Here is a 23102-nt window from a genome sequence, read left to right as displayed (position 1 = left end):
AAGTGTCAACGGCGCGATGGCGGCTCACACCGTCTGAAACCGACCAGACCCGCGCCATATTCACGACCCCGCCAGAATATCGACCTCCTACAACCCCCGTAGAGCGCCGATAACACCCTGACCTATACAACCACACTGCTACACAGTATCGCGCTTCTACGCGCCTCTCACGCGGTTACTGGTATCGTGGGCCGGGAATGCTGCCCTTGTATACCCGAGAAATGTTCGCGGGTCCTTCCGCAAAGCGTGTGAGTGGGGTAGTGGAAACCACCTTTTTTTTCCAGTCACAAAGCCTCTATAGGCGCACCGATAGTCTTGATTTGCCGTAGGTTGAGATAAACCTTATATTGGCGGCCACATAATCACTCAAGGTGCCCCGATGCGCGTCACGATAAACTTCCTCTCCGACTTGACCGGCAAAGACCGCCGGACAGTTCAAAAGCGTCTGGCGGATATGACGCCAGCCGCTGATAACACCTTTAACAGCGCAGAAGCCTTGCTGGCCATATACTCCCCCGGCGGGGCGCTTGATCCGCAACAGGAAAAAGCCGCCTTAGACCGCGCCAGGCGGGAATTGACGGAATTGCAAAAGGGCGAGAAAGAGCGGTCATTGATACCAGCTGAGGCAGTTTTGCAGCACTGGTCCCGATTGATCGGCAACGCCAGGTCACGACTGCTGAATCTACCCGGCCGACTGGCAATTGAGTGCTCGGGAAAATCCCAACATGAGATAGGCCAGATCGCAAAAGCGGTCATTCACGAGGCCCTTGCAGAGCTTGCTGCAAGTGGACTTCCAAACGACGACAACAACGGCGAGGCCGACCATGCCGCCTGATAGCGCCGTTCACCTGGATGACCTGCTGAACGCAGATAGCCCTTCATCAGAAACAATCGCATGGCTTCGCGATTCATTCCGCCGCCATCTTGACGGCGATTCTCTTCCAGTCGCGTTCGGACCCGGACTGCGCGATGCCTATCACCGTCACCACTGGCGGCAGCATATCGACGCTGCAATATCCTTGCTCGATCAGCCGAGCGTGTCGAATCTGTCTATCGCCAAAATCCTGTCCGCAGAGTTCGACAGGCAGCGCCGGACATGCAGGAAACCCACCGAGCCACTGGCGCGGCATATCAACTCTGCATTAGCCGCATATCCGAGTGCTGCCAGTACCGCCGATGCGCTTTGGCATGAAGTTCGACGGTACCGTAATTCAAAATAGACACCCGGTTTTGTTTTGATTCCGGGCATGGTTTCATATACCTACTGAAACCCAAGAGGTTATATGAATATCGACTTGAACAAACTTGAGAGCCTAGAGCTTCGCTTGGTACAAGCGGATTCGGCGGTTGAGCACCTGAAGCAGCAGGTATCTGACCGTCGTAGATATGTTCTCGAAACCCGACGCATCGCCGTCCTGACTGCTGAGCGTTCCGGTCTGCCGCGCTCGCTGATGAATCTCGGCCCGCGCCGCGCGTCGGCCTTTATCTCTGCTTTCGAGGCTGACCGCACCGGCTTTCTCGCGCGTGCAGAGGCCGCCGCACCTGGCGACATTGTTGTTGACCGACTGCGCGACCTGGCCGCCGCCCTTGAGGCCGCTGACAGTGCCGAACAGCAGCTTGCCGAGGCTGAGATGCGCCGCGACGGTCTTGCCCATACGTGCAGGACACTTCGCGAGTTTGTCCGCCAGGCGAACGGCGCTGGTGGCCCGACCGTCCCCTTACCCACCGCCAGCGGAGTCATCGCATGAAGAAGCCAGTAAAAGATGTTTCTCTGGCTGGCCTTGAGTCCATCCGCCAGCAGATTGTCGGCATTCGACAGCAGATTGCCGAGATCACCGGCCAGCCGCTCACAGCGGCCGAGATCGCGGACGCCGTAAACCGCACTGTTGATGGTTGGGCATCCCGCGTCGACGGCGGCTGGATCGGCATCAATATCGCCAACGGCCGCGCCGTTGACCCGGCCATGCTGACCACTGCCGCTGCTGGCGAGGAGGACAAGTTGACCTGCCTGCTGGCATGGCTGCACGGCGACACCATCAAGGAAAAACTGCTTTCCGCATCCCTGCCTTTCGCCAGCGATGGCATGTCGCTCGCTGCGCGCGCCGAGCGCGCTCGCGAGCTGGAGGGCGAGGTGCACCAGCTGGAGATCGAGGAGGAAGCGGCCGTCTGCGCCTTGGAAGCCCGAGGCATCGAAGTTTTCCGACGCCCCGATGCTGATCCGGCCATCGTCCTGGGCATCGACGAGGCCGCATGAAGAATCGCTTGCTGGCGAGCGTAAGCACCAGCACCGGCCGCTCCGGCGGCCTTTCCGAGTTTGTTGTGGTGTGTTGTGGTTGAGCTTCCCGCCCAAGGGCGGGGGTTTTTTCACAGACACCCACCATGAGTTCGCCGGGCGTCGGACACCCGGCAACCACGCCGCTGGCTGGCCGTACCGGTGCAGCGGCACTCTATTTCTGAGGTATCAAGATATGGCTTCACCCGCTAGACGATCCGGACCGCCCACCGGCGTTCTTTTGAACCGTGGACCGGGCTCCCTGGGCCTGGACAATGACCACATACGCAGGCTGCGCCAGGCTGCTGACCAAAAAGCAGCCCGCCACGCGCGGGCCGAGCCGAAGCGCCAGGCTGCTGCTGCAAAGCCTGTAAAGGCGGCAGAGCAGAAACCCAAACCCTGGCGAGTGGACCTATGGGCTGGCGACTTCATCGAGCGTGACGCCAGCGGGCGGTACTGGGGCCACTTCAATTCGCCCTTCGGCCCACTCGGCAAGCGTTTTGCGAACATCCATTCACCGCATAAAAAACAGCGGATCGAATTGAGCGCCTCTGCGGCATGGGGTTTTTGCGACGAGGCAGGCGAGACCTTCCCCGGATGACCGCCATTTTCGATCACCGTGAGCGGGGGCTTCACCTGCTGAACCGTAGCCCGACACTGCGGCCGGCTATGACGCGGATCGCCATGGCCCACCTTGCCGAGCAGCTGGCGCTGGCCGACCTGGAATATCTGACGAACGTTTTTCAGCACGAGCTGGACGCCAGACGCGGCCGAGCCAAGTACCAGCCAACCCTGCTACATGCATCCGGATCGGCTGATACAGCGACTGCCGAAGGCTGACCCAGCCACGCGGCTGGAACACTACCTGGCGCTGGAAGCCGTGCTCCACTTCATCGCCCGCGCGCCAGGGCGCACTGTTCGCGCTTCCGCACCGGCCGTCTGGACAGCGGCCAGGATGCGCGGCTTTCACCTGCCCTTGTCGACCATCGCCCAAGCCATGCAGCTGCTGTTGGGCCGCTGACCACCTGCCGATTATCGGCCCTGCTATCATCTGGGGTCTGATGCCAGCAGCGAGACAGGCCATGAGCAAGCACCTTCACCTCATTCTCAAGACCGAGCCGGGCGGCTATTGGGCTGCCTACTGCCTGGACTTCACCTTGTATGCCGTCGCTGACACGGCGCAAGAGGCACAGCGCAAGCTGTTGATGCTGGTGAACGAGTATCTCGACGATGCCGTTGCCGATCCCGCCCACGCGGACCAGCTGCTCAACCGACGTGCGCCGCTGGGCGACTGGCTAGGCTTCTTTGCTCTTCGCGCCTGGCAATCCGTGCGCCGACTCAGTGACGGCCTGACGCGCCAGGCGCTATCCGTGGCGCATCCGCTCAAGCATGCATGAGTCAGAAGCATCGGCCGCTGAATTGCAAAGAGGTAAAGCGCATTCTGAAGAACCTGGGCTTTACACCTGAACCGCAGCGGGCCGGAACCCCCATGAGAAATGGTCCAGGGTCTCATTTGGCCGCAAGTACGTCGTCACCGTTGACTGCCCCAAGCAGCCATTTAGCCACGACCTTGTAAGGTACATGGCCATACAGGCTGGCGTCACCAAGAAGCAGTTTTACGACGCCATCTAAGGGCGTCCGTTACAGCATTCCCCAACTGGACGGTATCCCCTGTTCTTCCAGAAACTTGGGACCGTTCATTGCAACAGTCTGCGCAAGCTCAAGGGTATCAATGCCGAGCAGCTTGGCGATTCCGTAAATATCCCACAGCGGCCGACCATCGACCGGATCGGCCAAACGAGCCGGGGGCAGATACCCGCGCGTAATCAGCTTGTAGATAGCCATATCGTCAATCACGATACCGCCAGGGTCTGGAGTATCGGCAGCCGCCTGTGATTCCTCCCGCTGTTCCTTCAACTTGGCTTGCACATCCCGTGATGGCGGCATATCGGCACCAAGCTGTTTTGCTCGACGCTCCCGCGCCCAAAAGGCCGATTGGCATCGGTCAGTGCAAAACCTGGGACGATGTGTCGGCTTCTCGCAATTGGCGCAGGTATTCACGATCAGTATCACGGCGATGGAAGAATGACGATATTCTAGGTCATCACGGGTTTTGACGCAGTACTGACAAGCCTTGCAGGGCCGCCGCAGAGCGCCGTTACGCATTATCTGGCAGGTTAGGCAAGGCTGGCCCGCAATCGCGCCATAGCGCGGGGGCTGTGCGGTATCTGTGGCGTATCAGGAGCATCTGGCGGATGTATTCGTTGATAGCACGCTTACTCATGCCGGTAACTGAGGCTGTTGATGCAGCAAATCCTTTTTCTTTCTCGCAGCCCTTCTCGAATGTGCCGTCTTGGTTCCTGGCGGAACCCAAGGTTCCACTAGGCTCCTGTTCCTTCAACGACTCCCACAGAATCTGCCGTTTCTTGAGCGCTTTTGCTTTTTCAGCAGCCGTGAGTTCCGCCGGGCTGGTGGCAAAGTACAAATTTGTACTTTGGCAACTGCATCGGCTGGCAAGGCTGTAGATGTGCCAATTGGCACATATATCCAGTCATCCTGTTACTGGTGATTTCAAAGTGCAAATTTGCACTTTGATTGGTTTCAAAGTACAAATTTGTACTTTGATAGCTGCTGGCTGTGGATGCGCCAATTGGCCAATCCACCCAATTCGACTAAGCCATCACATGCGGAAAATGTACAAATTGGTACTTTTTAAGCCCGATGCGGCTGTAGATGCGCCAATTGGCGCATCTATCCAGTGCGGCTAAGGCTGACAAGCAAGGAAAATGAGCCAATTGGCTCATTTATTGGCCGGTCTGTGGCTGCTGAAATCAAACCACCAATTGACCCTTTGAAATCCGATACGGCGCTACTGGATTACGTAGTATCCATCAATATACGCAGACGCCACCTGACGGAAAGCCAGCGGTCCATGGCTATGGCGAATCTGCGCAGGCTGGAGAGGGGAGGTGATAGAGGAAATCAATATACGGGTGGCAAAGTGCAAATTTGCACTTTGGCAACTGAGGCGGCAGCCGAGAAAGCCGGTGTCGGAATAGTAACCATGCAGCACGCGATGGCTGTCGACCGCAGAGGTGCGCCAGAGCTTGTTGAGGCAGTATCGGCTGGTACCAGTACATGCTGAGCTTGGCGGGAAAAAAACGACACGGTGTCGTTTTTCAGAGCGGATTCAGAGTTCTAGCCGAAGTCACTCAAACACGCGACGAAGATATTCGACAAGCGTTACAGGAGGCACACCAGCCTTGCCACGCACATGCAGGGCAAGCGCGTGATGGAAATCGTGACACTATCACATGATCGGTTATCCACCATCCGCGTGCGCAACCCTGTGGACAACCAGCGCACGACCAGCTGGCGGGCGCACCCGGCAGGGCTTGGGGCGCGTTGGACAGATTTTGGTCAGCAACGGGCCAGGTTCCCCCTGTTCTGGCCGGGGGAACCACCAGGGAACCTCTGGAACCCGCGCGGTACAAGGTGGTTCCCCGGGTTCCCTTGGTTCCCCCATGAAAACGGAAATCTGAAACGGAATCCGCCGTGAGGCGCTGGCATGGGCTGATGACGCCAACGGCGAGATATTGAAATTCACTTTTTGAGGGTACCGGGGAACCTGGCGGGTGGTCGTCAGGGTCAGGCACCGGGTGACGTGTGAACTTTGTTAACGTTGTGATGATTGTTCAGGTAGCAAACTCGCCGGAGAGAATTTTTTGGGCTGGCTCGGATCGTCACCAGCATGTGCTGGCGGCGGCATGGATGGATCATTGGTTGGCGTTGCTGGCCAATCCGCCGGAACGTCATTCTGTAACTGCACCAGTGTGCGAGAATGGCGCTACACGGCAGCAAATGTGTAGCTAGCTGAGTAGCTGGCTGGGGCAAGAGAAAATAAAGGCATTGCAAATCAATGGCTTATAAGTTTGTTTGCGATTCGTCAGCAGGATCATCATGAGCAAGAAAACCAGATCGCCCAAGAGCCCCGATCAAGCGCCTTCCCCGCGGCCGGCGGGGACGCCCGCCGTCAAACCCGAAGGCGAGGCTGCCGCGACCGCCGGCCAGCCGGCGGCGTCCCCGGCCGGCCGCGCCGGCAGCGAGCCGCCACGGTCCACGCCGAAGACGGTCACGGGAGCGCCGGGATCGAAGCCGGTCGCGCCGCCGCCGGCTGCCCGGTCCGCCGGGAAGGTCGCCGCTGGCCGATCGGCAGCGGTCGCCGCGCCACCGGCCACCGGCGCGGCGCTGCCGGCGTCCGATGCCGCCGACCAGCCGACGCCATCGGCGCCATCGGCGCCGGACGCGCATCCTGTGATGTCGGCAGCACCCGTGGATGCCGGGGCGGCGCACCCGATCGCCGCCTCCGCGCCCGAGGTGCCCGCCGCGCCCGGGGCGGATGAACCGGCAACCCCTGTCGAACCGGTTGCCGCGATGCCGGCGGAGGCGCCATCCTTGCCCCTGGCCGATGCGCCACCCTCCGCCGAGCCGCCAACGATCGAACCGGCCGTGGCCGTCGCGACCGCGGCGCAGCCCTCCGAGCCCGAACCCGAGCCGGAATGGGCGCCCCCACCGCCGCCGGCCCGCGATTCGCTGTTCATCGTGCACATCTCGCCCGAGCTGGCGCCGGTCGCCAAGGTCGGCGGGCTGGGGGACGTCGTGTTTGGCCTGTGCCGGGAAATGGAACTGCGCGGCAACCACGTCGAAATCATCCTGCCCAAGTACGACTGCATGCGCTACGACCACATCTGGGGTCTGCAATGCACCTTCGACGACCTGTGGGTGCCGTGGTACGGCGGCGCCATCCATTGCTCGGTCTATTTCGGCTTCGTGCACGGGCGCAAGTGTTTCTTCATCGAGCCGCACTCGGCGGACAACTTCTTCAACCGCGGCGTCGTCTACGGCTTCAACGACGACATCTGGCGCTTCGCCTTCTTTTCCCGTGCGGCCATGGAGTTCCTGTGGAAATCCGGCAAGCACCCGGATGTCATTCACTGTCACGACTGGCAGACGGCGCTGGTGCCGGTGCTGCTCTACGAGGTCTATCAGCGCATGGGCATGACCCATCCGCGGGCGTGTTTCACCATCCACAACTTCAAGCATCAGGGCGTGACCGGGGCCGACGTGCTGAGCGCCACCGGGCTGAACCGGCCGGACTATTACTTCCACTACGATCGCCTGCGCGACAACCATAACCCGCAGGCCATCAACCTGATGAAGGGCGGCATCGTCTATTCGAACTTCGTGACCACGGTATCGCCGCGCTATGCGGCCGAGGCCAAGGACCAGGGGCAGGGATTCGGGCTGGAACCGACCCTGCACATCCATCACGCCAAGTACGGCGGCGTGGTCAACGGCGTCGACTACGAGGTCTGGAACCCGGAGGTCGATCCGCTGATTTCGGCCAATTACTCGGTCGCTACCCTGGAGCGCAAGTACGACAACAAGCGGGCGCTGCGCGCGCGGCTGCTGATCGCCGACAACGAGAAGCCCATCGTCGCCTTCGTCGGCCGGCTGGACCCGCAGAAGGGTATCGAGCTGATCCGCCACGCGCTGTTCTACACCCTGGCGCAGGGCGGTCAGTTCATCCTGCTGGGGTCCAGCCCGGACAGCTCGATCAATGCCTACTTCTGGGGCCTCAAGCACCAGTTCAACGACAACCCGGACGTGCATCTGGAGATCGGCTACAACGAGGAACTGGCGCACCTCATCTACGCCGGTGCCGACATCACCGTGGTGCCGAGCCGCTTCGAGCCCTGCGGCCTGATCCAGCTGATCGCCATGCGCTATGGCACCATTCCGGTGGTGCGCGAGATCGGCGGCCTGGCCGACACGGTGATCGACAAGGACTTCTCGCACCGGCCGCTGCACGAACGCAACGGCTATGTGTTCCGCGACTACGACGAGGCAGGGCTGGAATCGGCGCTGGGCCGGGCGATCGCCTGCTATTACCAATATCCCGAGCACTTCCGCGAGCTGATGAAGAACGCCATGCGCTGCGACTACTCCTGGAATCATCCGGGGCAGGATTACCTCAACATCTATGACCTGATTCGCGAGAGGTAGGGCGCAAGACCGGGCTTCTGCCAGCCACCCGCCTGCCGGCAGTCCGGCCGATGGGTGGCGGCGCGTTGCCCGCGCCGCTCCTCAGCGCCGCAATTTCCCAACGATCCGGGCGCGGTGCCGTTCACCGCGCTCCCCACGATCCGCCCATCCATCATGCGTATCTACAACCTGTTTCCCCTGCTGGCCGGCCCCGTGGGGCACTGGCGTTCGCACCTCGAGCGCGCGGTCGAACTCCGCTTCGACTGGGTTTTCGTCAATCCCATCCAGCTGCCCGGCCGCTCCGGCAGTCTCTATTCGATCAAGGATTATTTCGCCATCAATCCGGCCCTGCTCGACCCGCATGCCCGCCAGACACCCGACGATCAGGTGCGGGCGATGGTGCGGGAGGCCGAACGGCTGGGGCTGCGCATGATGGTCGACCTGGTCATCAACCACTGCGCCTACGATTCGCCGCTGCTGCAAGCCCATCCGGCGTGGTTCGTGCGCGACAACGGCCGCATCGCCCATCCCTTCTGCGAGCACGAGGGCCAGCGCGTGCTGTGGGAAGACCTGGCGCAGTTCGATCACCAGGGCTCGGCTGACCGCGAGGGGCTGTTCCGGCATTGTCTGTCGGTCGTGAAATACCTGTGCGGCCTGGGATTTCGCGGTTTCCGTTGCGATGCCGCCTACCAGGTTCCCGGGGAGGTCTGGCGCCGGCTGCTGCGGGGTATCCGCCGGGACTGGCCGGATGCGGTGTTCGTGGCGGAAACGCTGGGCTGCTCGCCGGCGGAAACGCGGCAGACGGCCGACGCCGGTTTCGACGCCATTTTCAACAGCTCCAAATGGTGGGACTTCAGTGGCGACTGGCTGCTGGAGCAGTACCGCCAGACCCGCGAGATGGCGCCCTCGATCAGCTTTCCGGAAAGCCACGACACCCCGCGGCTGATGGAAGAGGCCCAGGGCAATGTCGAGGCGCTCAAGCAGCGCTACCTGTTCGCCGCGCTGTTCTCCGGCGGCGTCATGATGCCGATGGGCTACGAGTTCGGCTTCCGCCGGCCCATGCACGTGGTCGACACCCGGCCCGATCACTGGGAGACGACCGATACCGACCTGAGCGGTTTCATCCGGCATCTCAATGCGGTCAAGGCCCGCTACCCGGTGTTCCAGGAGGACGGGCCGCTGGAGGTCGTCGACTGCGACAATCCGGCGGTGCTGGTCCTGCGCAAGCAGTCGTCGCAGGGCCACGGCGAGGCCCTGCTGGTGCTCAACAAGGACCCCTGGAACCGCCAGCCGTTCCGGGCCGAGGATCTCTACCGCTTCGTCCGCAGCCGGCCACCGCTGGTCGACGTCTCGCCGGAATGGCCGCTGGATTACCTGCCGACGCCGTTCGAATTCGAGCTCGGCCCCGGCATGGGACGGATCATGGTGACCGAGCTGGCCGTGGCCTAGGGCGGATGGATTCGCCCCTGCCGTTGCGCTGACCCGGGCGGGTGCGTCCATTCGCACGCGCCGGGTCGCCCGGTGGCGGCGGGATTTCCCTCAGGGCTTGACGTCGCTCTCGACGATTGCCTGCGTCCGCCGGCACAGTTCGCGGCCGTAGTCAGTCCACAGGCCCTCGCCCCAGTAGCGATAACAGCTGGTCTCGGCGGACAGCAGGTGGAACAGCGCGTTGCGGTAGCGGGGGCCGGCCGTCGGGATGCCAGGCTTGATGATGTTGTCGTAAAACGCCGCGCTCGCCTCCTCCATGGGTTTCAGCACATGGTCGTAGCCGCGCACCCAGGACAGGTCGCTGGTCCAGCTGCCGCCTTCCATGTGGAAGCGCTGGCCGCTCCGGCCCAGTTCGTCGATGACCCGGGCCAGCTTTTCGGGTCCCTCGCCCGGTTGCATGCGCTCCCAGATCTGCCGCTGGAACAGGGGCTGCACCACCGGCAGATCGGCCTCGGTGATGCCCATGGCGAACAGGTGCTCGAGATACTCGGTGCCGTTCATGGCCGGGGTCTCCGAGTGGCTGGATTCGCGCATCGCGTCCATGAACTTGCCGGGAAACTCGTTCATCATCACGCCGCCGTTCTCGCCGTCCGCGACTTGGGTGACCAGCGGCGGCACGGACGTGCCGGCCAGCTCGACACGGCCCAGCGAGCGCGCCTCGTAGTACGGCTGCATCTGCGCCACCAGCTTGGTGTCCGAGCCCTGCGTCTTGACCAGGGCGATGATGCTGGCGGTTGCGCCCGCCGAGTTGGTGCAGACCAGCCGGTGCGGCAGGTGCGGGCGGCGCGGATGCCGGCCATCCGCGGGTTCCTCGACGGTGTGCTCCTGCACCAATACCCACTGGTAACCGGCGTCAGCCAGCGTTTTGACGAATGCGTAGGCGACATCGGGGTGGTTGGGCAGGGCCATTTCCGAGGGCGAGAAGCCGCGCACCCGCGTCAGCGCCTCCAGGCCGAAGATCGCGGCGAAATGATGCTGCCAGGCGCGCACGTGCAGCCTGAAATCCTGCACCGGCGTTGACGGCGCCACCGCATGGCCCCAGGGCGCGCCCAGCCACTCCACGCAATGCCGGTAGGCCGGGTCGCAGGTGACCGGGCGCAGGGCGTCGAAGACATCGTGCAGCCCCATCTTGCGCAGGCCATGGAGCAGGGTGCCCGAATACTCCAGCATGATGCGCGGCTGCTTGCCCTCGTGCACCAGCTGCGGCACGAATTCGCCGATGCGCTTGTAGCACCAGTGGAATACCGGGGCATTGTGATTGTCGCCGATGCCCTGGTTTTCCATCATGTACTGAAGGTTGCTGATGATCTCGGCCGTGCGGAGATCGCCGCCACCCGCCGGTATCAGCGGTTGGTGCATGTGCAGGGCGTTGGCAAAGGCGCTTTTGACGCGGGTGAAATCGATGCCGTCCTGGCCCAGGTACAGCGGCCGGCCGCGCGCGGCGGCGATGGCCTGTTCGATGGCGGCTTCCTGGCCGCAGAGGTTGGGAAGGTTGTCGAGATATTCGGGAAGGTCGCTCATCGCCGGGGTTCCTGTTTGCATGTCGTCCTCTTGGCAAGTTTGCCGTGTCATTCGCCGAGTCGGGCCACGATCTTTTCGAGGGCCGCTTCCGAGGCGCGCATGTCGTTCAGCGCGCGCGGCACCCAGGCCTCGCCCCAGTAATAGTGGCAGCTGGTTTCCGCGCGCAGCAGCCGCCACATCGCCTGCTCCAGCAGTGCCAGCGTTTCCGGGTCCTCGAGGCGCCGCTCGCCGGCCTTCCAGCGGGCGTCGTGCACCGCCTTGCTCAGGGTCCGCAGCCGTTCGAGGGCGTCCTTCTGCGCCTGCGAGCCGGTCCATTGCATGAATCCGTGACCGTGGTGCCAGCCGGTGTTCCAGGCACCGGTACCGACCCTGACCTCGCCATGGGCGCCGTAGCGGTCCAGGTAATCGTCGATGAAAACCGGCTGTACGGCGCCGCCGGCGCGGGTCTGTTCGAGCAGCGCCCGGTACAGGCCCCAGAAATTCGCCTCCGGCTGCGGGTTGCGGAACCAGCCACCGTTGTCGCCATCGGTCGCCGTCGTGACCAGGGGCGCGAAATCGCACCAGCGGGTCCGCGCCTCCACCTCGTTGAGGAACCAGGCCAGTTCCATGCCCGATTCCTGCGCGTCCGAGAGTTCCCGGTCGCGCACCACCACGATGATCTCCTCGCCGTTGTGGCGGGCGATATGCGGGCGGTAGCGCAGTTCGTGCCAATCCATCGCCGTGACCGGCTCGACATGGTCGCTGTCGACCAGGACATAGCGGAAGCCGAGACGCCTGAGCAGCGGTATCAGCTCCATCGCGAAGCCCATTTCCGGCGGCCAGAAGCCCTGGAAATCGCTGCGCCAGAACACGTGGCGGGCCATGCCCAGCCAGCGGCGGACCTGTTCCTCGCGGTCGGCCTCGGGAATCAGCGGCAGCACCGGATGGTAGAAGCCGGTGCCGAGGATGCGGAACAGGGCCGTGTTCTGGAAATGCCAGAGCATGGCGCCGCAGTCGACCACGCCGTAGACGCGGCTCTGGAAATGCGGGTCGACGAGCGTTTCCAGCAGGGTACCCGAGAATGACAGGTGGACGCGCCCGACATCCTCATAGCCCCATAGCGAGCGCGGGATGCGATCCATCGCATAGAGGATTTCATGGGGCTCCCAGGAGTGCTGGTCGAGCAGCTCCTGCAGGTTGCCCGGCGGCTGGTGCAGGTTGAGCACCAAGGCATGATGGATCGGATTTGACATGACGGGTCCTCGGTGTGGCTTGCGGATGTCGCGATGCCGGCGGGCGGTGCCATGGGCCGGTATGGCCTGGCCGTAATCACGACGGGCCTCGCCCTAGTATAAACAGCCCGCGTCGCCCGCTGCCCCTGCCGATGCCGGTTCGGGGGCCGGCGTGACGGCCGTGCGGCGATGGGGTAAGCTCGATTCCCTGTCCGGTCGCCGCCGGTCGCAGTCATCACCACGGGAGGGTTCCATGCGCCCCGCTTTCCTGACCGCCGCCATGCTGCTCGCGCTGGGCGCCGTCGCCGGTTGCGCCACCCGGCATCTGCCGGTGCAGAGCGATTACGACCGGACCTACGACTTCGGCCGTCTTGGCGCCTGGGACTGGGCGCCCAAGGCGGGTCGGCTGGAAAGCGATGCCGCCGTCAGCACGGCGCAACGCATCCAGCTGGACGAGCTGGTCCAGTCCCATATCGAGCAGTCGCTGCGCGCCAAGGGTTTCACCCGCACCGGCGACCGGCCGGGCTTCCGGGTGGCCTGGTCGTTCGGGGAATGGGCGCTGGACCGCCACCGCAGCCCGAATGGCGGCTGGGGCGCCGTCGGGCTCATGTACCCCGGCCTGCACGGGTCCACCGTGCCGACCAGCAGCGACGGCCGCGCCCTGCCGCCGTCGCGTGACCCATATTCCTCGAAGTACGAGGAAGCCAAGCTGGAAATCGCCATTCTCGATGCCGCGACATCCCGGGTGATCTGGAACGCCACCGTGACGGACGACAGCGATTTCGGCTACTTCAGCGCCAGCCAGCGCGAGCGTATCGGCGCGGCGGTGGATAGCCTGCTGGAAGGCTTCCCGCCCCTGTCGCCGGGCGCGCCCTGACAGCCTTCGCCCAACCCAGGGAGCCTCATCATGTCCACTACCCGCCTGCCCACCGGTCATGACCGCCGCCGCTTCCTACGGCAGCTCGGCACCCTCGGCATGGGCGCCGCCCTGGCACGGCCGGCGGCTGCGGCTGCGGCTGCGGCGGCCGCCGGTCGTGTCGTGTTGCCGTTCGAGAACGGCGAGCGGGAACTCCTCGCCTTTCCGCAGAAGCGCCCGCTGATCGTGCAGACGATGCGCCCGCCGCAGCTGGAAACGCCGTTCGCCGTATTCAACGACGGCTTGCTCACCCCCAACGATGCCTTTTTCGTGCGCTACCACTGGAGCGGCATTCCCACGACCATCGACCCGGCCACCTTCCGGCTGCGCGTCGGCGGCCTGGTCAGGACGCCGCTGAACCTGTCGCTGGAGGCGCTCAAGCAACTGGGCGATCCGGTGGAACGGGTGGCGGTCAACCAGTGTTCCGGCAACAGCCGGGCTTATTCCCGGCCGCGCACACCCGGCGGTCAGCTGGGGCATGGCGCCATGGGCAATGCCCGCTGGACCGGCGTGCCCCTGCGCCGGGTGCTCGACCAGGCCGGGGTTCAGGCGGGCGCGGTGCAGGTGCGTTTCGACGGGCTGGACCGGCCGCCCCTGGGCGATGGACCGGACTTCCTCAAGGCGCTGGCGGTCGACCATGCCCGGGATGGCGAGGTCATGCTGGCCTGGGGGATGAACGGGGCCGATCTGCCGATGCTCAACGGTTATCCCCTGCGGCTGATCGTGCCGGGCTATTTCGGCACCTACTGGATCAAGCATGTGACGGACATCCAGGTGCTCGGCCAGCCGTTCGACGGCTATTTCATGGGCACGGCCTATCGCATTCCGGACAACGATTGCGCCTGCGTCGAGCCCGGCACCCAGCCCGACCGGCTGCGGCCGATCGGCCGCCTGCGGGTGCGCTCCTTTCTTACCAGTCACGGCGATGGGGCGGTGTTGCCGGTGGGCCGCGAACAGCGATTGCGCGGCATCGCCTTCGATGGCGGTGAGGGTATCCGGCGCGTGAGCGTCTCTACCGACGGCGGGCACGACTGGCAGACGGCCCGGCTGGGGCAGGATCTTGGCCGCTACTCCTTCCGGGAATGGACCCTGGCCTTCACGCCCGGGCGTCCGGGGCCACTGGACATCCGGGTACGGGCGGAAAACAACGCCGGCGACATCCAGCCCCTGCAGGCAAGCTGGAACCCCTCGGGCTACCAGCGCCAGGTGGTCGAGAGCACCCGGGTGATCGTGTCATGAGGCGGGTCGCGGCGCGCGGCCTGCTGGCCGCCATCGGTGTTTGCCTGGTCATGGCGCCGGCCCTGGCGCTCGATATCGTCCTGCCCCGGGACAGCGCCGACTTCGCCCCCAGCGAGCTGCCGGGTTACGCGCTGGTCCGGCAGAACTGCCTGGTCTGCCATTCAGCCCATTACGTGCTTTACCAGCCGCCGTCATCCACGCGCGGCTACTGGGACGCCACAGTCCGCAAGATGAAGTGGCCCTTCGGCGCCCTGTTCGCCGACGAGGATATCGCGCCGATGGTCGACTATCTGGTCAGGACCTACGGCGCCGAGCGTCCCGGCCAGGCCGCCGGCCAGCCATGAGCCGGGGGGATCCGGTCCGCGGCCCGGACCGGCCGGCCATCCGCCGGGGCGAGGCGGCGGCGGAGTTCCACACCGAGGAGCGTTGCCATATCCGCGAACTCTCGAACACGGCGACAGACGCCGCCGTCTCAATCGCCCAGGCGCGGGTGTCGCCCGGCACCGTTACCCGCTGGCACCGGCTGGCCGGGATTGCCGAGCGCTATGTCGTGCTGCGGGGCCAGGGCCGGGTCGAGCTCGAAGGTCTGCCACCGCAGTTCCTGATGCCCGGCGATGTGGCGCTGATCCCGGCCGGCTGCGCGCAGCGCATCGCCAACACCGGTGGCGACGACCTGGTCTTTCTGGCCATCTGTACGCCCCGCTTCGTGCCCGAGGCCTACGAGGATATCGACCCCGATCTGCCCGCCGAGTGGCTGGCCTGACGCCGGCCGGCGCGGGCGACCGCCTCAGCGATCCGAATGCCCCAGGCTCCGGTCCGGGGCGATCAGGTCGCGTACCCGCTGCTTGAGCTCCTTGGCCTCCGGGAAACGGCCCTCCACCCGGCGCGACCACAGCAGGCGGTCATCCAGCCGCGCTTCGAACACCCCGCCGGTGCCCGGTATCAGGGTCACGCCGCCGAGTTCCTCCTCGAAGGTGGTGAGCAGTTCCTGTGCCAGCCAGGCGGCGCGCAGCAGCCAGCGGCATTGCGTGCAGTATTCGATCTCGATGCGGGGTTTCATGGCCGGGCTTGCGGAATCGGCTTGGGCGATCGGGGCAGGTTGCGACAGTGTGGCGGCGGCCGGCGCGGCGAGCAAGCCCCCGCCGGTCGGGCGGGATGCGGCAGGGATGCCGGGAGCGCCGGACAGGTCGGTCGCCAGCGGTACAATGTTGTCCATGCCGACCGCTATCTCCATCCTCCAGCCATGAAGGCCTATCTGGTCGGTGGCGCCGTGCGCGACCAGTTGCTGGGGCTGCCGGTCCGGGAGCGCGACTGGGTGGTGGTGGGCGAAACCCCCGAAGCCATGCTGGCGCGCGGCTTCAAGCCGGTCGGCAAGGATTTTCCGGTGTTCCTGCATCCCGGGACGCGCGAGGAGTACGCCCTCGCCCGCACCGAGCGGAAGACGGCGCCGGGCTATCATGGCTTCTCCGTGCACGCGGCGCCCGATGTCACCCTGGAGGACGATCTCCGGCGCCGCGATCTGACCCTCAACGCCATGGCCATGGATGCCGAGGGCCGGTTGATCGATCCCTACGGCGGTCGCCAGGATCTGGGGGCCCGGTGCCTGCGGCATGTGTCGCCGGCCTTCAGCGAGGATCCCGTGCGCATCCTGCGGCTGGCCCGCTTCGCCGCCCGCTTCGCCGGCCTGGGTTTCCGGGTGGCGGAAGAGACGCAGGCGCTCGCCCGCGCCATGGTCGCGGCCGGCGAGGTCGATGCGCTGGTTCCGGAGCGGGTTTTCGCCGAGCTGTCCAAGGCGCTGGCGGAGGCGCAGCCCAGCGTGTTCCTGCGGGTCCTGCGCGACTGCGGCGCCCTCGCGCGGCTGTTCCCGGAGCTGGAGGCCCTGTTCGGCGTTCCCCAGCCGCCGCGCCATCATCCGGAGATCGACACCGGCCTGCATTGCCTGATGGTGCTGGATCAGGCGGCCCGGCTGTCGCCCGATCCGGCGGTGCGCTTTGCCGCGCTCACGCACGATCTCGGCAAGGCGCTGACCGATCCCGCCGGCTGGCCGCGCCATCGCGGGCACGAGCGGCTCGGGCTGCCGGCACTGGCGCGGCTCTGCGACCGGCTCAAGGTGCCGAACGGCTACCGCCGGCTGGCCGAGAAGGTGATGCGCTATCACGGGCATGCCCACCGCGCGCTGGAGCTCAGGCCGGGGACGCTGGTCGATCTGCTGCTGCGGCTGGACGCTTTCCGCCAGCAGGATGCGCTGGCGCCGTTCCTTCTGGCCTGCGAGGCTGACGCCCGCGGCCGCCTGGGCCTGGAGGCGCGCCCCTACCCGCAGGCCGACTGGCTGCGGGTCGTGCACCGGGCGGCATCGTCGGTGCCGGTGGCCGACCTGTTGGCCGCCGGTTACCGGGGCGAACGGCTGGGGCAGGCGATCCGCGCCGAGCGCATCCGGCAGGTGCGGGCGCTCGCCCGCGTGGCCTGAGACGGGCTGCTCAGGGCTGCGTCAGACGCTCTTCCGCCTCGCGGTATTTTTCGGCGGTGCGGGCGATGACCTCGGCCGGCAGGCGGGGCGCCGGCGGCCGCTTGTCCCAGTCCAGGCTTTCCAGATAGTCGCGGACGAACTGCTTGTCGAAGCTGGGCGGGCTGATGCCGACGCGGTACTGGTCGACCGGCCAGAAGCGCGAGGAGTCCGGGGTCAGCACTTCGTCGATGAGGTGCAAGGTGCCTGCCGCGTCGAGACCGAACTCGAACTTGGTGTCGGCGATGAGGATGCCGCGCGTCCGGGCATGGTCGGCGGCCTCGATATAGAGCCGCAGACTCACGTCCCGTACCTGTTCGGCCAGCGATGGGCCCAGCAGTTCGACGCAGCGGTCGAAGCCGATGTTCTCGTCGTGTTCGCCGAGTTCCGCCTTGGTCGAGGGCGTGAAGATCGCCTGCGGTAGCTGCTCCGCCTGCCGCAGCCCGGTCGGCAGGGTGATGCCGCAGACTGCGCCGGAGGCCTGGTAGTCCTTCCAGCCGGAGCCGATCAGGTAGCCGCGGACCACGGCCTCCACCGGCAGGGCCTTGAGCTTCTTGACGACGATGGCGCGCCCTTCGAGCTGTTCGCGCTCGGCGGGATCGTCCAGCACAGCCTCGAGCGGCAGGCCGGTCAGCTGGTTGGGCACGACGTGCCCGAGCTTGCCGAACCAGAAATTGGAGACCGCCGTCAGCACCCGGCCCTTGCCGGGAATGGGGTCGGGCAGGATGCAATCGAAGGCCGAGATGCGGTCGGTGGTGACGATCAGCAGGTGATCGGCATCGACGTCGTAGATGTCGCGGACTTTCCCGCGCGCTCGCAGCGGCAAGGACTTGAGGTGGCTCTGGTGCAGGGTTTCCGGCGCGGTCATGGCATGCACTTTGATGAAAAGCAGGCAATCATGTAAGTTTCATGCCGCTATGGCAACCCTGACGTCAACCCCGCAAACATGAGCTGGATCGGCAAAGTGATCGGCGGCGCCTTCGGCTTCGTCATGGGCGGTCCCATCGGCGCGGCGCTGGGGGCGGCACTGGGGCACCAGTTCGACCAGGGGGGCTTCGATTTCCGCCTGGAGGGCGACGGCTACGGCGGCGAGGAGGCCCAGCGCCTGCAGACGGCGTTCTTCACGGCGACCTTCCAGGTCATGGGACATGTCGCCAAGGCGGATGGCCGCGTCTCGGAGGCCGAGATCGGCGCGGCCCGGGCCATCATGCAGCGCATGCTGCTGCCGGAGGAGCTCCGGCAGTCCGCCATGCGGCTCTACAACGAGGGCAAGCAGACGGACTTTCCCTTCGAGGCGACGCTGGACCGGCTGCAGGCGGAATGCCACGGCCGCGCACATGTGACGCGGATGTTCATCGCCTTGCAGGTCGAGGCGGCGCTCGCCGACGGACGCATGACGCCGGCCGAGGAGCAGCTGCTGCTGCGCGCCTGCGACCGGCTGCATTTTTCCCGATACGAGTATTACGGTATCCGGACCCGGCTGGAGACCGAGCGCCGCTTTTCCCGCTTCGGCGCCTACCGGAGCCAGCACAACGGCTACGACCAGGAACGGCAATGGCACCGCTATGAGCCTCCGCGCCCGCGCGAGACACCGCTGGGCGAGGCCTACGCGACGCTCGGCCTGAGCCCTGCGGCCACCGCTGGCGAGGTCAAGCGAGCCTACCGGCGCCTGATCAGCCAGCACCACCCCGACAAGCTCGCGGCCCAGCGCGTTTCCCCGGAGCGCTTGCGCAAGGCCACCGAGCAAACCCAGCAGATCCAGAAGGCGTACGACGCCATCTGCAAGGCCAGGCAACTCTAGGAGAATCCCATGCCCTCGTTCGATGTCGTTTCGGAGGTTGACCTGCACGAAGTGGCCAATGCCGTCGACCAGGCCAACCGCGAAGTGGGCACGCGCTTCGATTTCAAGGGTACGGGTGCCCGCTTCGAGCTCAAGGACGCCGTCATCACCCTGCTGGCGGAGAACGAGTTCCAGTTGCAGCAGATGATGGACATCCTGCAACCGCGCCTGGCCAAGCGCGGCGTGGACCTTCTCTGCCTGAAGGTCGATCCGCCGCAGGTGTCCGGCCGTCAGGCCCGGCAGACGACGACCCTGCGCCAGGGTATCGAGACCGCGCTGGCCAAGCGCATCGTCAAACTGGTCAAGGACAGCAGGATGAAGGTGCAGGCCGCCATCCAGGGCGATCAGGTGCGCATCAGCGGCAAGCAGCGGGACGATCTGCAGGAGGCCATGGCCCTGCTGCGGCGGACGGAGCTGGACATGCCCCTGCAGTTCATCAACTTTCGCGACTGAGGACGCCGGCGCTCACTCCGCCGCGCGCGCCGACCAGTCCCCCCACAGCGTCTGCACGGCCGCCAGCGCCGCCACCACCGCGGTTTCCGTGCGGAGGATGCGCGGGCCCAGCCGTACCGGGGTGAAACCGCAGGCTCGCGCGAGGGCGCGCTCCGCGTCGGCGAAGCCGCCTTCGGGACCCGATAGCAGGGTGATGCGCTCGTCCACGGATGGCGCCAGGCCGGGCAGCCCCAGGCCGCCGTGAGGATCGAGAAACAGCCGCAGACCCTGCACCGTGGGCAGCCAGTCGTCCAGCCGGACGGGACTGTCCAGCTCGGGCAGCCGCGTCCGGCCGCTCTGCTCGCAGGCGCCGCGCACGATTCGCCACCAGTGCTGGCGGCGACTGTCGCGCCTGTCTTCGTCCAGGCGCACGACGCAATGTTCCGTGAACAGCGGAGTGATGCGACTGACGCCCAGCTCCACCGCCTTCTGCAAGGCGTAGTCCATGCGCTCGCCGCGCGCGATGCCCAGACCCAGGTGGGTCCACAGGGGCGATTCGGTGTCGCGTTCCCGGCCCTCGCCGATGGCGAGGCGGACGTGCTCGCGGCTGGCCAGTTCGATCCGGGCCGCGTATTCCCGTCCATCGCCGTTGAAGACAGTCAGCGCGTCGCCTTTCCTGAGACGCAGCACGCTGCGCAGGTAGTGGGCGCTGTCCTCGTCCAGAGTCAGGGTCTCGCCCTCGGCCAGCGGGGCTTCGAGATGCAGCCGCGAGATGCGCATGTCAGTCCCGCGTGGCGAGATCGATGCCTTCCGCTGCTACCTCCGCCATCAGCCGGATGTCCTCGGAGGCGATGACGTAGGGCGGCATGAAATAGATGACGTTGCCGAGCGGACGCAGCAGCACGCCGCGCGTCAGGGCATGGCGGTAGACCCGCAGGCCGCGCCGTTCCTGCCAGGGATAGGGCTCGCGCGTGGCCTTGTCGCGAACCATCTCTATGGCGAGGATCATGCCGGTCTGCCGAACCTCGGCCACGTGCGGATGCTCGGCGAGGGGCGCGGCCGCCGCGCCCATCTGCCGCGCCAGTTCCCGGTTCCGGCCCAGCACATCGTCCTGCGCGAACAGATCCAGCGTGGCCAGCGCCGCCCGGCAGGCCAGCGCGTTGCCGGTGTAGCTGTGCGAATGGAGGAAGGCGCGCAGGGCGCCGTAATCGTCATAGAAGGCCGCGTAGATATCGTCGCTGGTCAGCACACAGGACAGGGGCAGGTAACCGCCGGTCAGCCCCTTGGACAGACACAGGAAATCGGGGCGGATGCCGGCCTGCTCGCAGGCGAACAGGGTGCCGGTGCGACCGAAGCCGACCGCGATCTCGTCGGCGATCAGGTGCACGCCATGGCGGTCGCAGGCCTCGCGCAGCAGGGTCAGATAGACCGGGTCGTACATGCGCATGCCGCCGGCGCACTGCACCAGCGGCTCGACGATGACGGCGGCGGTTTCATCGGCATGCTCGGCCAGGGCCTGCGCCATGGCCGCGAACCTGCGGCGGCTGTGCCCGGCCCAGTCCTCGCCCGGCTCCCTGAGGTAACAGTCCGGGCTGGGCACCGTGATCGGCGTCAGCAGCAGCGGTGCGTAGGTGTCCTTGTACAGGGCCACATCGCCCACCGCCAGCGCGCCCAGGGTCTCCCCGTGGTAGCTGTTGCTGAGCGTGATGAAGCGGGTCTTGCGCGGTTGTCCGCGGTTGCGCCAGTAGTGGAAGCTCATCTTCAGTGCCACTTCCACGGCGGCGGAGCCGTTGTCGGCATAGAAGCAGCGGGTCAGGCCCGCCGGCACCAGCCGTATCAGCCGCTCGGCCAGGGTGATGGCCGGCGCGTGGCTGAAGCCGGCCAGGATCACATGTTCCAGCGTGTCGAGCTGGTCCTTGAGGGCGGCGCCGATGGCCGGGTTGGCGTGGCCGAACAGATTGACCCACCAGGAACTGATGGCATCGAGATAGCGGTTGCCGTCGAAGTCTTCCAGCCAGGCCCCCTGTCCGCGCCGGATCGGGATCATCGGCAGATCCTCGTGATCCTTCATCTGTGTGCAGGGGTGCCAGAGGACGGCGAGATCGCGGGCGGACCAGTCGCGGTTGGACATGTGGAGCTCGGCTGGGCTGGCCGGCCAGGCGTCGGGCCTGGCCGGGGATGGGGCGGTTATCCCGGGATGCGGATTTTCTGGCCGGGGAAAATCCTGTCGGGATCCCTGATGACCTCGCGGTTGGCCGCGAAGATTTTCGGATACAGGCTGGCATCGCCGAGGAATTTCCGGGCAATGGCGGACAGGGTGTCGCCGCTCTGGATCTCGTAGTACTGGCCGGGCGAGGAACCACCCAGCTCGGTCGGTGCGGCGCTCGTGTCCTCCGCCACCGCGATGTTGCTGATGACGCGGCCGACGCCCTTGACGTTGCCGGCCATCAGCACGGCCTTTTCGACGGCGTCCCAGGTGCCGCTGTTGCCCTCGAGGGTAACGAAGCCTTTCTGGTAGGTCACGCTCAGGTTGTCGATGCCGGGGTTGTCGGCGAGGATGTGCGCCTTGATGCTGTCCGCGGCCTCCGCCTCGTCGTCGCCGAAGAGCGCGTGGCCGATGTCTTTCGCGAAATCGAGCAGGCCCATGTGCTGTTCCTCCTGTGGTGATGGGAGGCCGATGCCGGCTGGCACGGCGCTGGTCGGGCGGGGCCGGCAGGCCCCACTCGCTACGTTAACACAGGACTCAGGCCGGGTTGTCGAGGCCGAGGTTGCGCCAGATGCCGAGTACCGCCTCGGACTGGTTGAGGGTGTAGAAATGCAGGCCCGGCGCGCCCTGTTCGAGCAGGCGGCGGCAGAGGTCGGAGATGACCTCCAGGCCGAAGGCGCGGATGGCGCTCCGGTCGTCACCGAAGCCCTCCAGACGCTTGCGCATCCAGCGCGGAATGTCGGCGCCGCACATTTCGGAGAAGCGGGCGATCTGGGTGTGGTTGGTGATGGGCATGATGCCCGGCACGATGGGGATACCGATGCCCAGCCGTTCGCAGTCGTCGATGAAGCGGAAATAGCCTTCCGGGTTGAAGAAATACTGGGTGATGGCGCTGTTGGCTCCCGCGTCGACCTTGCGCTTGAAGTTCCTGAGGTCGGCGTCCAGGCTGGGCGCCTGCGGGTGCATTTCCGGGTAGGCGGCGACCTCGATGTGGAAATGGTCGCCGGTTTCCTCGCGGATGAACGTCACCAGTTCGTTGGCGTAGCGGAATTCGCCGGCGGACAGCATGCCCGAGGGCATGTCGCCGCGCAGGGCGACGATGTGGCGGATACCGTTGCTCCGGTAGCCCTCCAGCACCTCGCGGATGTTGTCGCGGGTGGAGGCGATGCAGGAAATGTGCGGGGCGGCCTCCAGGCCCTGTTGCCGCTGGATGTTGCAGACCGTCTCGAAGGTCTTCTCGCGTGTCGAGCCGGCGGCGCCGAACGTCACCGAGCAGAACCGCGGGCGCAGAGGCGCCAGCCTGTCCAGCGTGCGCTGGAAGGTCTGCTCCGCGTCCGGGGAGCGGGGCGGGAAGAATTCCAGGCTGAAGATACGGGGAAATTTCTGTTGGGATTCCATGTCGGGATCTCGTCCGGTGCGGGACGGGGCC

The 23102-nt window shown here is 65.5% G+C and carries 26 protein-coding genes; 16 read left to right on the top strand and 10 right to left on the bottom strand.

The window, feature by feature from the left end:
* The first annotated feature begins 379 nt into the window (after positions 1-379).
* The 7 genes from ACH5N8_RS14575 to ACH5N8_RS14545 all read left to right on the top strand — a co-directional run bounded on the left by ACH5N8_RS14575 (position 380) and on the right by ACH5N8_RS14545 (position 3669).
* Positions 380-835 carry a hypothetical protein gene (locus ACH5N8_RS14575; RefSeq protein WP_483281845.1) on the top strand — a complete coding sequence of 152 codons (456 nt, stop codon included), beginning with the start codon at positions 380-382 and terminating at the stop codon, positions 833-835.
* The gene (locus ACH5N8_RS14570; protein WP_483281844.1) at positions 825-1220 is read left to right on the top strand and encodes a hypothetical protein; all 396 of its coding nucleotides are present in this window, start codon (positions 825-827) and stop codon (positions 1218-1220) included. The genes ACH5N8_RS14575 and ACH5N8_RS14570 overlap by 11 nt, the downstream gene beginning before the upstream one ends.
* A 63-nt stretch (positions 1221-1283) precedes the next feature.
* Positions 1284-1748, top strand: a complete 465-nt coding sequence (locus tag ACH5N8_RS14565) for a hypothetical protein (RefSeq protein ID WP_483281843.1) — start codon at positions 1284-1286, stop codon at positions 1746-1748.
* Positions 1745-2254: a hypothetical protein gene (locus tag ACH5N8_RS14560; protein WP_483281842.1), complete on the top strand. Its 510-nt coding sequence runs from the start codon at positions 1745-1747 to the stop codon at positions 2252-2254. The genes ACH5N8_RS14565 and ACH5N8_RS14560 overlap by 4 nt, the downstream gene beginning before the upstream one ends.
* A 214-nt stretch (positions 2255-2468) precedes the next feature.
* Positions 2469-2873, top strand: a complete 405-nt coding sequence (locus ACH5N8_RS14555) for a hypothetical protein (protein ID WP_483281841.1) — start codon at positions 2469-2471, stop codon at positions 2871-2873.
* Entirely contained in the window at positions 2870-3112 is a 243-nt protein-coding gene (locus ACH5N8_RS14550; RefSeq protein ID WP_483281840.1) for a hypothetical protein, read from the top strand. Before ACH5N8_RS14555 ends, ACH5N8_RS14550 begins: the two co-directional genes overlap by 4 nt.
* Before the next feature lie 242 nt (positions 3113-3354).
* On the top strand, positions 3355-3669 hold the full coding sequence (locus ACH5N8_RS14545; protein ID WP_483281839.1) for a hypothetical protein: 315 nt from the start codon (positions 3355-3357) through the stop codon (positions 3667-3669).
* 244 nt (positions 3670-3913) lie between these two features.
* Here ACH5N8_RS14545 and ACH5N8_RS14540 read toward each other — a convergent pair whose 3' ends face one another.
* Positions 3914-4333, bottom strand: a complete 420-nt coding sequence (locus ACH5N8_RS14540; RefSeq protein WP_483281838.1) for a hypothetical protein — start codon at positions 4331-4333, stop codon at positions 3914-3916.
* Positions 4334-4430: 97 nt separating this feature from the next.
* Positions 4431-4757: a hypothetical protein gene (locus tag ACH5N8_RS14535; RefSeq protein ID WP_483281837.1), complete on the bottom strand. Its 327-nt coding sequence runs from the start codon at positions 4755-4757 to the stop codon at positions 4431-4433.
* 1475 nt (positions 4758-6232) lie between these two features.
* On the opposite strand from ACH5N8_RS14535, the gene ACH5N8_RS14530 reads away from it, so the two are divergent.
* Together ACH5N8_RS14530 and ACH5N8_RS14525 are read left to right on the top strand one after the other, a co-directional pair.
* Positions 6233-8338 carry a glycogen synthase gene (locus ACH5N8_RS14530; protein ID WP_483281836.1) on the top strand — a complete coding sequence of 702 codons (2106 nt, stop codon included), beginning with the start codon at positions 6233-6235 and terminating at the stop codon, positions 8336-8338.
* Between the two features lie 153 nt (positions 8339-8491).
* Positions 8492-9766, top strand: a complete 1275-nt coding sequence (locus tag ACH5N8_RS14525) for an alpha-amylase family glycosyl hydrolase (protein ID WP_483281835.1) — start codon at positions 8492-8494, stop codon at positions 9764-9766.
* 90 nt (positions 9767-9856) lie between these two features.
* On the opposite strand, the gene ACH5N8_RS14520 is transcribed toward ACH5N8_RS14525, so the two are convergent.
* Both ACH5N8_RS14520 and ACH5N8_RS14515 read right to left on the bottom strand, forming a co-directional pair.
* On the bottom strand, positions 9857-11326 hold the full coding sequence (locus tag ACH5N8_RS14520) for a glycosyl hydrolase family 57 (protein ID WP_483281834.1): 1470 nt from the start codon (positions 11324-11326) through the stop codon (positions 9857-9859).
* A 47-nt stretch (positions 11327-11373) separates the two neighbouring features.
* On the bottom strand, positions 11374-12558 hold the full coding sequence (locus ACH5N8_RS14515) for a glycoside hydrolase family 57 (RefSeq protein WP_460028230.1): 1185 nt from the start codon (positions 12556-12558) through the stop codon (positions 11374-11376).
* Positions 12559-12790: 232 nt separating this feature from the next.
* Between ACH5N8_RS14515 and ACH5N8_RS14510 the strand changes: the two genes are divergently transcribed.
* From ACH5N8_RS14510 to ACH5N8_RS14495, 4 genes are read left to right on the top strand one after another with little or no spacing between them, the layout of a single operon-like run.
* Positions 12791-13414, top strand: coding sequence for a DUF4136 domain-containing protein (locus tag ACH5N8_RS14510; RefSeq protein ID WP_483281833.1), 624 nt, complete (start codon positions 12791-12793; stop codon positions 13412-13414).
* Positions 13415-13444: 30 nt separating this feature from the next.
* Entirely contained in the window at positions 13445-14692 is a 1248-nt protein-coding gene (gene sorA / locus ACH5N8_RS14505; RefSeq protein ID WP_483281832.1) for a SorA family sulfite dehydrogenase catalytic subunit, read from the top strand.
* Entirely contained in the window at positions 14689-15036 is a 348-nt protein-coding gene (gene sorB / locus ACH5N8_RS14500; protein ID WP_460028233.1) for a SorB family sulfite dehydrogenase c-type cytochrome subunit, read from the top strand. Before sorA ends, sorB begins: the two co-directional genes overlap by 4 nt.
* Complete coding sequence (locus tag ACH5N8_RS14495) at positions 15033-15455, top strand: cupin domain-containing protein (protein WP_483281831.1); 423 nt, start codon at positions 15033-15035, stop codon at positions 15453-15455. Before sorB ends, ACH5N8_RS14495 begins: the two co-directional genes overlap by 4 nt.
* Before the next feature lie 24 nt (positions 15456-15479).
* Here ACH5N8_RS14495 and ACH5N8_RS14490 read toward each other — a convergent pair whose 3' ends face one another.
* Positions 15480-15908: an Rdx family protein gene (locus ACH5N8_RS14490; RefSeq protein WP_483281830.1), complete on the bottom strand. Its 429-nt coding sequence runs from the start codon at positions 15906-15908 to the stop codon at positions 15480-15482.
* 27 nt (positions 15909-15935) lie between these two features.
* Between ACH5N8_RS14490 and ACH5N8_RS14485 the strand changes: the two genes are divergently transcribed.
* Positions 15936-17159 carry a multifunctional CCA addition/repair protein gene (locus ACH5N8_RS14485; RefSeq protein ID WP_483281829.1) on the top strand — a complete coding sequence of 408 codons (1224 nt, stop codon included), beginning with the start codon at positions 15936-15938 and terminating at the stop codon, positions 17157-17159.
* 10 nt (positions 17160-17169) lie between these two features.
* Here the strand turns inward: ACH5N8_RS14485 and ACH5N8_RS14480 are convergent, their stop codons facing one another.
* Complete coding sequence (locus tag ACH5N8_RS14480; RefSeq protein ID WP_483281828.1) at positions 17170-18063, bottom strand: phosphoribosylaminoimidazolesuccinocarboxamide synthase; 894 nt, start codon at positions 18061-18063, stop codon at positions 17170-17172.
* Between the two features lie 78 nt (positions 18064-18141).
* Between ACH5N8_RS14480 and djlA the strand changes: the two genes are divergently transcribed.
* Together djlA and ACH5N8_RS14470 are read left to right on the top strand one after the other, a co-directional pair.
* Positions 18142-18996 carry a co-chaperone DjlA gene (gene djlA / locus ACH5N8_RS14475; protein WP_483281827.1) on the top strand — a complete coding sequence of 285 codons (855 nt, stop codon included), beginning with the start codon at positions 18142-18144 and terminating at the stop codon, positions 18994-18996.
* 9 nt (positions 18997-19005) lie between these two features.
* Positions 19006-19488 carry a YajQ family cyclic di-GMP-binding protein gene (locus tag ACH5N8_RS14470; RefSeq protein WP_483281826.1) on the top strand — a complete coding sequence of 161 codons (483 nt, stop codon included), beginning with the start codon at positions 19006-19008 and terminating at the stop codon, positions 19486-19488.
* Positions 19489-19500: 12 nt separating this feature from the next.
* Here the strand turns inward: ACH5N8_RS14470 and ACH5N8_RS14465 are convergent, their stop codons facing one another.
* The 4 genes from ACH5N8_RS14465 to metF all read right to left on the bottom strand — a co-directional run bounded on the left by ACH5N8_RS14465 (position 19501) and on the right by metF (position 23071).
* Positions 19501-20247, bottom strand: coding sequence for a 16S rRNA (uracil(1498)-N(3))-methyltransferase (locus ACH5N8_RS14465; protein ID WP_483281825.1), 747 nt, complete (start codon positions 20245-20247; stop codon positions 19501-19503).
* Position 20248: 1 nt separating this feature from the next.
* Positions 20249-21598: an adenosylmethionine--8-amino-7-oxononanoate transaminase gene (locus tag ACH5N8_RS14460; protein WP_483281824.1), complete on the bottom strand. Its 1350-nt coding sequence runs from the start codon at positions 21596-21598 to the stop codon at positions 20249-20251.
* Between the two features lie 56 nt (positions 21599-21654).
* Complete coding sequence (gene lysM / locus ACH5N8_RS14455; RefSeq protein ID WP_483281823.1) at positions 21655-22113, bottom strand: peptidoglycan-binding protein LysM; 459 nt, start codon at positions 22111-22113, stop codon at positions 21655-21657.
* 97 nt (positions 22114-22210) lie between these two features.
* Positions 22211-23071: a methylenetetrahydrofolate reductase [NAD(P)H] gene (metF, locus tag ACH5N8_RS14450; RefSeq protein ID WP_483281822.1), complete on the bottom strand. Its 861-nt coding sequence runs from the start codon at positions 23069-23071 to the stop codon at positions 22211-22213.
* Positions 23072-23102: the final 31 nt, after the last annotated feature.

Source organism: Methyloparacoccus sp. NF-16 (genome assembly GCF_056880625.1).
Note: the sequence above shows the minus strand (reverse complement) of the source record. Positions and strands in the feature narration are given on the sequence as shown.